General features: G+C 42.4%; 10 protein-coding genes. 2 read left to right on the top strand and 8 right to left on the bottom strand.

Annotated features, from left to right (window positions below; translation table 11 throughout):
• Positions 1-71: 71 nt before the first annotated feature.
• Positions 72-1,514 carry an aspartate ammonia-lyase gene (aspA, locus tag G337_RS0124940; RefSeq protein WP_028866257.1) on the bottom strand — a complete coding sequence of 481 codons (1,443 nt, stop codon included), beginning with the start codon at positions 1,512-1,514 and terminating at the stop codon, positions 72-74.
• Between the two features lie 571 nt (positions 1,515-2,085).
• A complete protein-coding gene (locus tag G337_RS0124930) occupies positions 2,086-2,859 on the bottom strand; it encodes a substrate-binding periplasmic protein (protein ID WP_028866255.1) in 774 nt (257 codons plus the stop codon).
• A gap of 345 nt (positions 2,860-3,204) precedes the next feature.
• Here G337_RS0124930 and G337_RS0124925 point away from each other — a divergent pair, with 345 nt between their 5' ends.
• Together G337_RS0124925 and G337_RS27400 are read left to right on the top strand one after the other, a co-directional pair.
• On the top strand, positions 3,205-3,396 hold the full coding sequence (locus G337_RS0124925; protein WP_028866254.1) for a DUF4250 domain-containing protein: 192 nt from the start codon (positions 3,205-3,207) through the stop codon (positions 3,394-3,396).
• A 265-nt stretch (positions 3,397-3,661) separates the two neighbouring features.
• Positions 3,662-4,558, top strand: a complete 897-nt coding sequence (locus G337_RS27400; RefSeq protein ID WP_051303621.1) for a hypothetical protein — start codon at positions 3,662-3,664, stop codon at positions 4,556-4,558.
• Between the two features lie 285 nt (positions 4,559-4,843).
• Here the strand turns inward: G337_RS27400 and G337_RS0124905 are convergent, their stop codons facing one another.
• The 6 genes from G337_RS0124905 to G337_RS0124875 form a co-directional block, all read right to left on the bottom strand.
• Positions 4,844-5,659: an alpha/beta fold hydrolase gene (locus tag G337_RS0124905; RefSeq protein ID WP_028866253.1), complete on the bottom strand. Its 816-nt coding sequence runs from the start codon at positions 5,657-5,659 to the stop codon at positions 4,844-4,846.
• Positions 5,660-5,816: 157 nt separating this feature from the next.
• Positions 5,817-6,002, bottom strand: a complete 186-nt coding sequence (locus G337_RS0124900; RefSeq protein ID WP_028866252.1) for a hypothetical protein — start codon at positions 6,000-6,002, stop codon at positions 5,817-5,819.
• 97 nt (positions 6,003-6,099) lie between these two features.
• Positions 6,100-6,759, bottom strand: a complete 660-nt coding sequence (locus tag G337_RS0124895) for a 7-cyano-7-deazaguanine/7-aminomethyl-7-deazaguanine transporter (protein ID WP_028866251.1) — start codon at positions 6,757-6,759, stop codon at positions 6,100-6,102.
• Between the two features lie 765 nt (positions 6,760-7,524).
• Positions 7,525-8,817 (bottom strand): sensor domain-containing diguanylate cyclase, encoded by a 1,293-nt coding sequence (locus tag G337_RS0124890; RefSeq protein WP_028866250.1) that lies wholly within the window; start codon positions 8,815-8,817, stop codon positions 7,525-7,527.
• Positions 8,818-9,182: 365 nt separating this feature from the next.
• Positions 9,183-11,909: an ADP-ribosylglycohydrolase family protein gene (locus G337_RS28500; protein WP_084605630.1), complete on the bottom strand. Its 2,727-nt coding sequence runs from the start codon at positions 11,907-11,909 to the stop codon at positions 9,183-9,185.
• 616 nt (positions 11,910-12,525) lie between these two features.
• On the bottom strand, positions 12,526-13,476 hold the full coding sequence (locus tag G337_RS0124875; RefSeq protein WP_028866249.1) for an AEC family transporter: 951 nt from the start codon (positions 13,474-13,476) through the stop codon (positions 12,526-12,528).
• Positions 13,477-13,558: the final 82 nt, after the last annotated feature.

Genomic DNA, 13,558 nt, shown 5'->3' with positions numbered 1-13,558 from the left:
CTACAGTTATGGAAAATAAAAATAATGAAGATCCCCCTCGCTTATGGAAGGGGATATACAGCAGCAGGGAATTACACGTAGCGTTTAGCGTTATCGGCAGGAAGTATCAGGTTCTCAATAGAGAAAATATGATCTAACTGCTCTTCAGTAAGCAGCCCAAGCTCTAAGACAACCTCACGGACACTCTTACCGGTTTGTGCACATATTTTACCAACACGATCACCTTCATGATGACCAATCAGCGGATTTAAATAAGTGATAATACCGATTGAATTAAATACGTGTTTTTCACATACCTCTTTATTCACCGTAATACCATCGATGCATTTTTCACGTAAATTGATACAGGCATTATTTAAAATATCTAAAGATTCAAACATGCTCTGCGCGATCACCGGCTCCATCACATTAAGCTGCAGCTGTCCGCCCTCAGCAGCAAAAGAGATGGTTGTATCATTCCCCATAACTTTAAAGCAGACCTGATTGACCACTTCCGGAATAACCGGGTTTACTTTAGCCGGCATAATCGAAGATCCAGCCTGCATTTCCGGCAGGTTAATTTCATTAAAACCAGCACGAGGGCCCGATGATAACAGACGTAGATCATTGCATATTTTTGAAAGTTTTATCGCCAGTCGTTTCAATGCACTATGTACCATCACATATGCACCGCAGTCCGATGTCGCTTCAATTAAATCTTCAGAGGGCACACAGGCAAGACCGGTTACCTGAGCAAGATATTTTACCGCCAGCCCCTGATATCCAGGAGCTGCATTAAGTCCGGTACCGATAGCTGTTGCGCCTAGATTAACTTCAAGTAGTAATTTTGAGGTGTAGTTTAAATTACGCACCTCTTCATTGAGTGTCACAGCCCATGCATGGAACTCCTGCCCGACAGTCATCGGTACCGCATCCTGTAACTGAGTACGTCCCATTTTTAAAACACCGTTGAACTCCTTATTTTTTAGTTCAAATGCAGCTTCCAGATATTCAACCGATTTTATTAAGCTGCTGATGCTGTTGAAGACCGCGACACGAAAACCGGTCGGATAAGTACAGTTGGTAGACTGGCTCTTATTAACATGGTCATTAGGATTAATATAATCATACTGCCCTTTCTCTTTGCCCATCAGTTCAAGCGCCAGATTGGCAATCACTTCATTGGCATTCATATTAACCGAAGTACCCGCGCCGCCCTGAAATACATCTGACGGAAACTGATCCATACATTTACCTGTTTCTAAAATCAAATCACAGGCTTCAATAATATAGCGGCCGACATTGCCGGGAATAACCCCCAGCTCTTTATTAGCCATAGCGGCTGCTTTTTTGGTCATCACCATGCCGCGAATAAACTCCGGGGCATCGGAAATAGTGGTTTTAGAAATATTAAAATTTTCAATGGCGCGTAATGTATGAACGCCATAATAAGCATCGGCAGGAACATGACGTTCCCCGAGAAGATCATGCTCAAGACGAGTTTCAGACTGAAGAGATTTGGAAGTATTATTCATTATGGAATCCTTATGGATTTTTCGTTTAACATAAATAAAAAGTAATAAACTAAGCGATTAAGCAAGGGTTATTTATCCGTCAACGCGCCTTGATATGGTGGTCATATTAAACAACAAAAGCAGGCAATAGTAGTAAGTTCGTCACCCTTTTGAAATGAAATAAATTTTATTTTATTTTGTGCCAGCAGGTGCAAAAACACATTAGATTCATAAGGTTACACAGATATGCATCAAAACAGATAGAAAAACACACAACAGATGATGGAAAATCAGACGATTTTCTATATTTATATAAGATTTCACAATCAGGAAATAAAAAGGACGCCGCCCGGCAGCTTTTTTCAGTGCATGCAGAAAATAAAAAATACCTCTACAGAGGCGGGTAAAAAACAACAGACTGGATTAAATCAGCAGAATCGAACGGTAAGCTTTAATATACCCGTTATCATTCAAGATACAAAAAACAGCAAGTTCTGAGGTGAACAGATTCTAGGCGTGGAGTTGAAGATCTAACGGGTATAGATATGAAGGTCATATCAGCCGCTGATTTCACGGCTGACATATACTCAGTTTATTTCAGGTAATTATCAACAATCTGCTGAACCTCACCGCTTTTTTTCATCTCTGTTAATACACGGTTATATTGTTTTTTAAAATCATCCTTGTAAGGAAATTTACTGCCGTCGGTTACAATCCCTAAATACCCCTGCTCAGCTGAAATAACCAGTGCTTTAGATACGCCGCGACCGCTGTATTTTCCATTATCCTGGAGCTTTTTCAGTTCCCATTCAGTGGCAAGACCGTCGTTCAGATAGCAGTCAATACGCCCGTTAATCAGTTTTTGTAAATTTTTAGAAGTGCCTTTCACTTCTTTCAGGCTGATTTTGCCGTCTTTAACGGCGTCCAGAAAGGCATCTCCGCCGACTGTGAATCCGGCATTATTACCAATTGTTAAGCCGTAATAATCTACCGGCCAGGCTGGCCGGTCTTGTTCAGCGATTTTATCCGAGCAGAAAAGGCTCAATTCTTCATCTAGAATAGCCGTTTCGTATTCCATATAGGGACGCTTTTCCGGGTGAGCGTAAGGCGGATAAAGCGCAAAAATTTTACCCTTTTCAATATCAGAAAGTCCGCGTTTCCAGGGGGTTTTTAAAAATGATATTTTATAATCGGGCATTTTCTCTGCAACTTTTTTCAGGACAGCGGTATAGAGTCCGGTCATTTTTCCTGCCTGCGCATAGGAGTATGGAGCGTAATCATCATCTCCGTAAATCTTTACTTCTGTCTGGGCAGAAACATGGAAAGAAAACAGCAGCAGAGAGCTTAATATAAGAATTGTTTTCATAACTTAAACCTCGAATAACAAATTAATAGCAGAAACTGCATTAACCTGAGTATAGTCAGTATTAAATAGTTATAAAAACAATAAAAATATAAGCCTAAGCAGAGAGAATAGCCCGTTATATATAACGGATATCGAGCGCATAAATGATAGGAGTTTGTCTGAACAGCACTGCATTAAGCTTTTACGTCCCGGCAGCATTAATAAAGGATAAGCAGTGCCGTTCAAACATGCCCTGTATCTTTTGTATATTTAAAAAAACAACTTCTTTTCTTTATCTTTCTCAACTTGTATTATTGATATTGATTATCATCTAGCTTAAATATCATTAATTTGAAGGAAGAATAAATGTATTTAGAAAATTATGAAAAAATGGATCCTGTTATGCTGCTGAGCATTATTAATATGAAGCTGCGTGATGAATTTAACGGCAGCCTTGACGAATTAGTCAAAAGCCTTACTATCAACCGTCTCAGGTTAGAAGAAAAACTAGCCGCTGCTGGATTTGAATTTATTTCTGAAACAGGACAGTTTAGATAACAGGTGATCCGCAGCCGGTAAGCTGAACATTTCCAGTCTGTTAACTCTAAGATAAGAGCTGTAATCTTAATTCAATATCTTTATCTGTTTATTTAAATTAACAGCAGCGGTCAGATAACCATATAGTAAGTTCTTACATTCGTGTTCAAGCCTCTATAATCGGCATAGTCATTCTCCCCTGAAAGGCAAAAGACCTGCCCATGAACACTCAAAAGGCACAACGTAATACTTGATACCATGTATATTTACAGGAAACTTACTGGTTATGAATAAGACTAATATCTCATTAATACTATCGATTACAGCACTATCTGTAACCTTATATAACACTTTACAACCTGCGCCTGAAATTGTCAGAGAGTACCCGCCACAGGAGCTTGTTTTTCATACCACGGGTAATGAAAAACAAGCTCCTGCCGGCAGCAGCGATGAGATCACGGCATTAAAAAAACAGATCTCTCTACTGAAAAAGCGCGCAGCACAGCTCAGTGCTCAGAGCAGCAGCGGGCTTCTAGTCGATAACGAACAATTTAAAGATGCTGTACTTGATATTATTGCTTTTAAAGAGCAGCAGGAACGTCAAGCATTCAATGAACAAAACCCCATCTATAGTTTTTATGACGACTTACCAAAAGACTACGATACCCGCATAAAAACCGATCCAGATTACTTGCAGCAAGTGAGCAAAGAGCTTAGAGCAAAGATTCTGGATGAAAGCCAGCCTGAAGTAGAGCGAGTTGCAGCTATGAGTCAATTACAAATGACTATGTATACGCTGAACAGACCAAACATGGCAGGCTATGATTATGAAACAGTCGACGCCATTATAGATATCAGTAAAAATACGCAGGATGAAAAGTTAAAGGTACAGGCAATTGAGGTAGCGGCAAACAGCGCAATTACCGATAAGCGTATTGCTGACAGTTTAATTGCAATGATTGAAACAGAGCAAAATGACTATGCCCGCGGCATGGCTGTACAAGGGCTCATCTCACAATATTACCAGGCACAAGATACTCAATCTGAATTTCGTAAAGAAGTCGCACAAGACATTCTCAACCTGTATAACAATAGCGGCGACCAGCAGTTAAAGAGCTTATTGGAAAATATGCTTGGAGATGAAAAAGCGCAGCTTCAACTACGGGAGCATGCAGGTCAGTAGCTGGGAAAGTTTCCAACTTTACTCTAAAAGACAAAATACAAGACGTGATCCGAAGGGTATTTATCCGTCTGCATTAGCAAACAGCCCGTTCAAGCGGGCTGCTGCACTGCCTGGAGTAAATCAAGATAGTGTTACATTAGCTGCAGATTGAGTTTAAACAAGAATCAGCCGTTAATAAGTTCCGGCCGCTATCAAACAGCCGCTGACTGCACACCTTTTTACCATGCCGGAGAACCTTTAATGCCGGCATGGTTTTTATGCGGTGGCTTACTTCACTGCTTATTATCAGCCGTAAACGCTTTGTAAAAACTCAGAAAGTTTTTCGGTCACAAACTCAGGCTGTTCCAGATTAGATATATGGCCGGCATCAGGTATCAGCATCAGGCGGCTGCCGCAAATAGCATCCTGCATCAGCTGTGCTTCTAACGGCGGACGGGGAATATCCTGCATACCGGTCATAATTAACGTCGGTAGTGTCAGCTTTTCAACCTCGTCAAAAAGATCCCGACGGCCGAATACCATACGTCCGATTTGAGCCACATCGACAGCCTGCTGCCCGGTAATTCCCTGCAGCCCTTTTTTAAAGCGGTTCACCAGCTGAGGGTTCTCCTGCTCTACATCACGGGCAAAGAACAGCGGTGTTATCTGCTCAATTAAAGGCTCCGGTACCTGCCGCACCGAACTTATCATATCCAGCATGGCAAAATATTTATGATGGGTTACCTGCGGCTCAAGCCCGATAAAGGTATCCATCAGCACTAATGCTTTAACACGCTCCGGTGCTGACAGGGTTAACTCAGCTCCCCACATACCGCCGACCGACAAACCAATAACTGAAAATGTGTCAATTTCCAGGTGATCCATCAGACTTAACAGATCCTGCGCATAATCCGCCAGATTCCGCGTCTCGCCGGGTGCGGCATCTGACTGGCCATGACTCCACAAATCAGGAACAATACAGCGGTAATGTTTACTTAAAGCCTCTACCTGAGGCGCCCACATTTCACTATCCCACAGGTAGCTGTGCCCGAAAAGCAGTACCGGCCCTTGCCCTTTATCCAGGTAATGCATGGTTTTAGAATTAACAGAGAATGTACTCATGAAAGGTTCCTTTTTAGAATTATTATCTTTAGGGCATAATAACAGAAGCACAATGCAAAGCATCACCGAGAACAGGTATTCTACAAAAAATATTGCTTAACAGATTGATTTTAGAGATAAAGAAGTAATAGATGAAGCGCCGGTTAACGGAGGTTTGTCAGCTCTCTCGGCCTAGACCTACTAACGGAGTATTGTCATCGGCATAGCTCAGCTCACACTTGATGATTTCCCCCTGAAACTCAATATGCGTGTAACCGCCCGAAGCAAATTTTAAAGCTGCTTCGGGATTTAACCAGTCACCGTAAGCACATACATCTACCCAGCCAACCTGCATAATTTTCATAATAGTCCCTAAAAAATGTTAATAAACGAGAATCTTCTGCTTCAGGCGAAAATCTGATTTTCTGCATTCAAACGCAGAAAACCAGATCCAAAACAGTTTAAGCCAGGCTCTGCTGCCCTGGCAGCTTGACTAACCTCTGCTCCAGCACTTTCAAAAGCACGCCGTAAGCCGGTAAAAACAGACCTAAACTTACGATCAGTTTAAATCCATAATCGACACTGGCAATTTCCGGCCAGTGCGCCGCCATAAAGCTGTCATTAGATGCATAAAACGCTAATGAGAAGAATACTAAGGTGTCCACTAAATTACCTATCAGCGTTGATGCGGCTGGAGCCACCCACCAGGAGCGGGTTTTCCTTAATTTAGAAAAAACCGTAATATCCATTAACTGACCGACCAGATAAGCGGCGAAGCTGGCAAAAGCGATGCGGAAAACAAAATTATTAAATTCAGACAATGAATCGAGTCCCTGAAAACCGCCCTGATGGAAAACAACGCCCATCACATAGGAGATCAGCAGTGCCGGGAACATAGCTTTAAGAATGATTCGTCTGGCGGCATCCTGGCCGAATATTCTTACGGTAAGATCCGTTGCCAGATACACAAACGGGAAGCTGAAGGCACCCCATGTAGTATGAAATCCGAAGATTTGAAACGGAAGCTGGACCAGATAATTACTGGCACAGATAATTAATATATGAAAGCCCGCCAGCACCAGCAGTGCACGACGAATTTGATCGGTTGTTAACATTAACATATTGTGACCTTTTTAATGACTAATTAACTTTGGCGGGGTGAGGGAACCCGCGGATTAAATTTTATTCCCAGACGTTACAATCAACGGCTAAAAGCACAGTTTATTCGATTGCAGCCCTTGTCGGGGCCGGACATTATAGAGGTGTTTTGAATCCGGGCAAGAAAAAATTTGGCAGAAAAAGAGCTGCTGTTCTGCGCAGCTGCCGCTGCTGATATCAACAGGTATATCCTTATACTTTCACTTTTTAAATCCCGTCAATAACTGCCGTATCATACGGTCATGATCTTTATCTAAATTCATCGCTCAGTGGATTTATATAATTTTTGATTTAATTGAAATGCGTGATTGACATCACATTTTTTCGCCGTTATTATACTCGGCATGTGATGAGGATCTACCTCGAACATAATTATCAACAATAAAATTTTTTAAATCAATGAGGTTCAATATGTTTACAATTATCAAGAAAGTAGCTGGTTTCGCTAATACTAATAACTACGAAGCATCATCTCCACGTTCTGTATCATCAGTTGCAGCTAACACTTACAGATATTACTAATATAACGGGCATTAACAGTTGCCGGTTCACGCAAAGCGTGACACCAATAGTGCAGCTGTCCCGTTATTACCCCCTTTATTAGGTTTTAATTTCCATCTTTAGAATTATTCGTCTTTTTAAAAGACCAGCCTGATAAACTACCGCGCAGCTAGCACAAAACCTCAGACAGCATCATTAATAGTGATCACCGTCTTTTGTTTTTGTTTCTAGGCGCTGGTACAAACCCGGTTTTTTCCCTGCTGTTTGGCTTTATATAAGGCTTTATCTGCTCTTGAAAAGAGTGCCGCAAAACTGCTGTCAGTCTCTTTCAAAGCCGCAATACCTATACTTACCGTCATTTTTATTTCTCCCGCCCAGCTCCCGGTTATTTTCAGGTGCTGCAGCTCAGAGCGGATTCTTTCTGCCAGTATCCCGGCTTTGTGAATATCGGTTTCCGGCAGTAAAATTGAAAACTCTTCTCCACCGGTCCGTGCCGGCACATCTTCAAAACGCACAATAGATAAAAGACTATTACTTAATACAGTTAATACCTGGTCACCTGCCGGGTGCCCGTAGTTATCATTAATAAATTTAAAATTATCGATATCCAGTGTCATAACCGTTAAAGCTAACTGATAACGTCCGGCACGGTGATACTCCCGCTGCGCATTTTCAATAAAAAAACGGTGGTTATTCAAGCCGGTCAGTGAATCCGTATTCGCCTGTTTCTGCAGTTCTTCTTTCAGCTGGTATAACTCGGTAATATCAGTAGAAAAACCAATCACTGCAGGTGTACTTTCATTAATCTGATAAGGCATTTTTACCGTCATATAATGACGCGGTTTATCATTTTCATCATTCAATACTTGTTCACAGCTTTGTTTCTGATTACTGTCCAGCACCTGTTTATCCGAAATCCAAAAGTTATCAGCAGTCTCCTGCGCTAATATTTCTATATCTTTTTTGCCAATAATTTCTTCTACCGGAAGCCCGAACAGATCCGCAACTTTACGGTTAACATATCTATAAGTGCGCAGGTGATCTTTCATGTAAATATGAGAATCAACATTATCCAGCACGGCATCTAATAACTGCCTCTGCTCTTTAATAATCATTTCATATTTTTTCTGCTCGGTGATATCAGTGGAGATACCGCACATACCGATAACTTCTCCCTGAGCATTATGCAGCGGCTTTTTTATGGTTTTAAAAATTCTGCTTTCAGCAAGCGCTTTAACGTAGTTTGACTCTTCTGTCTCCAGGGTAATATTTTCGCGCATTACCCGCTGATCATTGCGGCGCAGCGTGTCTGAAAATGAGAAATCAAAAAAGTGGCTGGCATCTCTGCCGATAACCTGATCACTGGTTTTATTAAAAAGATTAAGCAGTAACTGATTGGTAAACGTATAATAACCATTTATATCTTTGGTATATATATACGCACCAACGTTATTTAACACGCTCTGCAGCTCGTTAATTTTAAGCAGCAGTTCATCTCTACTTAATTTTTTATCTTGCATAAACTCTTCCACCACAAATTCTTTTTGCTGCTCAATCTTATATTTTAAAACTGCAGACAGCTAATATTTGATTATCTGTTAAGAAACAGTCATGAGCCATAAGGTTTGCCTCATTGATTTATAACTAAAGAGCATACGTTTATTCTGCCAGTCATCAAGCTTCAGCTTGTTAATGTGCAGGAAACAGCCATAAATAAGAAGATTAAACATACAGACCAGGAAAAGAAACGACCGCTTAATACAGCGGCAGTCAGTTAGAAGCGCCCTGCAGATCAGCAAGGCGCAATTTGTAAGTTAAACTGTTTTAACAGCAAAGGAATGCTGAACCAGCTTGCCCTGGCTTATCGAATTACAGCGCTGCAAAACTATCCAGCTTCTCCCCCTTGAGTCATGGGATTAAAATTAGCGGCGAAATTATCCTGCAGCAGTGCTTTAATTTTATGCGCAACCCGTGCGCAGTTATTTTTACCTTTTTCCAGTTCGCGTCCGATAAGGTAAGTCTGCGTCAGGCATAAATATCCCGCCAGCATCTCTTTATCGGCAAACATGCCCAGGCGGACAACATCCTGCTCGTAAACTGAATATTCAGCTTCATAACCCGCTTCCCCGTATATACCGACCGGATCCCAGTCTTTATATAAAATGCTGCTGACCTGTTCGCAGAAACGTTTCGTCCGGTTATCTAAATTACCGGGATCAAAAGCGGGCAGTTCACTGACACAGTTTTTTATTAACAAATGAATACCCGACTCTGTCATTTGCCCCAGTACAGGCTGATTAACATAAATGAAATTTTCATTAGTTACACGCCCGGACATTTCCCCATGATGCTCATTTAAATCAAATAGATAGCCGACTAAATCCCCCTCCTGCTCTGCCGCATTATAATCAACACAAACGACTTTATCACTAAGCACCTGCGGCATCCCGCTCAGCGTATAATGACCGACAACCACAGGCCGCGTCTGAGATTCATTGTGCAGCAGACCTGGAAGATCCTGCTCGGGAATATTCGCCAGCTGATCCTGTGCAACCTGTGCAGCACCGCGATAGGTTTGGCTTTGTTCCTGCCACCAGGACACACGGATGCGGCTGCGTTCACAGCCGCCCTTATCAATAAAGCGGTGTCCCGGCGGCAGTTTTATTTCAGGCCCTTTAAGCAGGGTTTCGCACAGTTCATAAAGCTCATGAGCGGGATCAAAAGCATCATTCCAGTGGCGTTCTTTTAAACTGTTATCGGCATTTAGATAGGGCAGTAAACGGGTTATTGTCTGCTGCTTCCAGCAGGCATGAATACAGCGTACTTCGCCGAAGTCCATAAACAAAGGCAGCGTTTTAAACCAGTTAATCCATTTCTTATGCTGCGCAGAGTCTTCTGCAGTCTGTTCTAAAAACAATGCATGCTGGCGCTGATTTTTATCTGAATGCGCCCGTGCCCAGGTGCTGTTCCCCTGCTTGTCCGCGCGTTTTTTTAATGTCCAGCCGACAGCGTTAAATTCATGATTGCCCATTACGCAGCAGGCAAGTCCGGTATCACACAGGCGTTTAACCTGCTTTAAGGTATTGAGATGATCGGCACCCGGATCATTCTGGTTATCTATAAGATCACCAACAAACACCACTTTGGCCCTGCTGAACGCGCTTTGCGGATCATGTTCGACAAAACCGGCGTATGTTAACAGGTCATTAAGTTTTTTATACTGACCATGCACATCTCCGATAAACAGCAGCTGTTTGGTATCACCTGAATGCAGGGAATAATTTATCCCGCCCTGGTACATATCTGTCAGCTCGGTTAGCCGCCTCAACCAGGCAGTAATTGATCCCGCCTCGCTCATACTGGTCAACAGGCCGTTACAAAAACGATCGCCGCGCACTGCACGGGTTATAAATTTCAGACAGGTAATATAATCGGCCTGTGCTAACCATAACTCAAGATTATCTTCACCATACAGTTCCACATGCTGTGCATATCCCGGCAGCTCCTCACTGCTCCAGTCCCAGTTGAGGATGAATCCATAATCATAAAATGCCGGATAAAGACAAGCAGTAAACTCATGGCCGAGCTTCTCTGCACCGCAGGCTAACAGCTTTTCCTGCTGTTTGTCTGCCTCGCGGATAAACGCGGCGCTGTGCGAATGCAGCGGACAGGCGGCCAGCAGTTCTGCGCTCTGCAGCAGTTTTGCATACCAGGCTAACTTTTCTAACCAGTGCTCAGGTAAACCGTTTAAGTCGTAATAGGCACCGGCAATCTGTCCGAAAACCGCCGCAGTCGTATCGGCATCATCACCAAGATTTGCAGCTAATAATGCCCCCTGTTCGAAGTTGTCACTGTGCGCAAAACACCACAGTGCGGCTTCAAGTGACTGCACAACAAAACCGCTGCCGTAGATTTGTTCACGGGTTTTATTAATAAAACTTCCCTGAACAACAGCGCTTATATCAGAAGATAACGGAAGCGGATAGTTTTTCTGCAGCGCGGCAAATAAAGCATTTTTGTCCGCATAAGTTTCAGCAAACAGATGGTATAAAAGCCAGGCGGTAACCTGACAGGCTTCAATACAGCGCACTTCTGCATGGGTCGTTATTGAGCTTTCTGCCGCCATCTGCACAGCCGTTTCAATTGTCACGCCTTTAGCCGCACTGTAAAAAATGGCGACCGGAGCAAGACGCATCAGACTGCCGTTCCCGGCTGAATTTTCTTCGCTTGAACCGGCATTCGCATTGCCGTTTTTCTGGTAACGGCTTAAGGCCTGTGCAACAGTATTACCGATATCAAAACAGCTGCCGGTTACCGAATTCTCACCCGATTCTTTCCAGCGCAGGTAACGATCCATCTGATCCGCGGGGCAGTGTCTGCCCTTCGCAAGCAGGCTGTCTGCTAAACACAGTGCCATTGAGGTATCATCCGTCCATTCACCCGCTTTGAGATTAAACGGACCGCCGCCGACCATATCGCTTAACGGCTGGTAACTGTCTTTGTTTTTAAACTCTAATGTGGTACCGAGCGCATCACCAAGTGCCAGCCCAAGCAGCGATGCCTGAGCACGGGATTCAAATTGTGGTGAAGTTTTAAAAAATAAACTAGTCAACGGCAGTTCCTCACTTATTAATTTGTTCTTAATGCCGGGTTCAGCGGCAGTAGACGAAATAACAAAAACCGCAGCACTATAACGTGCTGTAATAATACCAAATCCACTAATTTTCTATTTATTTATGCTGGTTAAAATGGATGCTAGCTTCGTTCTTGATTTTATAATTAGAATAACTAGTTACTGCAATCAACGCCTTGCTTTCATCAATTTTTCCTACGCCTAAATAGAGCATTTAATTAATGGAACTGGTATAACTTCTTCTAATAATTTACTTGAATTAAAAGCGCAGACTGAGGGCTGGTAAATCTGAAAACAGTGCATACTATTTTCAGTCCTTATTTAAAATATAAATTCCATTTCAGACAAACCGCGCTGACGCACTCAAGTCTTAATTTAATAATTTATTTCATATAATTTGCATAGCAGCACCTGAGTTTATCAATACAGAGCAGAGTTAAAAAGATATTTTTTTCAGCATATGATAAATATATCGTTTGCTTAGTTAATTGTTCAACATGTCTCGCAGATTGGGGCCTGCTACTTTTTACATTGGAGGTTGGGGCTGTCTACTTGATTTTGAATGCAGCATATTTTTATGCTCCCAGAAACCTTTCTACATAATATCCAGAGTATAAAGCAGGGAGATACCGATACTGCAGCTGAGCAGTGATCCCGCAGTAGTTACGGCAATAATATTAGCAGCTAAATTTGCATTGCCGCCCATTGATCGTGCCATCACATAACTGGCGGCGGCGGCTGGTGCGCCGCTCATAAAAAACAGCAGGCCGATCTCCATCTCAGAAAAGCCTAACAGATAAGCACTGCCGGTAATTAACAGCGGTGCTAATACAAGTTTTAAACCAGCGGCAAACCAGGCGCTGCTGCGGCTGCTTTGTAACTCTTTTAAATTCAGTGAGGCGCCGGTACAGAGCAGCGCTAAAGGCAGCGTCATATCAGCAAAATATTGTCCGGTCTGGATCATAACCGGCGGGATACGAACCGCTAAGCTGAAACAGATAACACCGATAAAAATGCTGATAATCAACGGGTTCTTACAGATTGAACAGAGGAGATCAACAATCCGTCTGGTACAAATGCCGGCCTGTCCCTGCGTTAAAACAATCACTGCTAGAATATTGTATAACACTGTCACAAAAGCAACATAAACAGCCGCCAGTGCCACGCCGGAATCTCCGTACACATTAGCGGCATAAGCTAAACCGATAATTGCTGTATTAGCACGAAAACTGCCCTGTATTATAACCCCGTGGTCTTGTTTATCTTTTATAAAAAACTTAATTAAAACAATACACAAAAGGAAAAACAGTAAGTTAGCCGCAAGCGAATAGCTTATATAATTAATATTAATCTGCGTATCTTTATCCGCATTAACGATACTTAAAAATAATAATGCCGGCAGGGTCACCTGATAAACCAGTTTTGAAGCCGTTTCAACAAAAGCTTCGTTAATTAAATGGATACGTTTTAATAACCAGCCGAGACACAGCATCAAGCAGATCGGGCCGGTAACTGAAAAGGAGAAAATAAGTGACTCTACAAACATTAACGGATCCTTAAAATATAAGTGTCTGTTGTGTATTAATACCATAGAGCACTAATCTGCACCTTTCCTATACAGAGGTACA

It is taken from the genome of Psychromonas aquimarina ATCC BAA-1526, assembly GCF_000428725.1.
Lineage (GTDB): Bacteria > Pseudomonadota > Gammaproteobacteria > Enterobacterales > Psychromonadaceae > Psychromonas > Psychromonas aquimarina.
The sequence above is the reverse complement of the archived record's forward strand: the minus strand, read 5'-3'. Positions and strand labels throughout refer to the sequence as shown.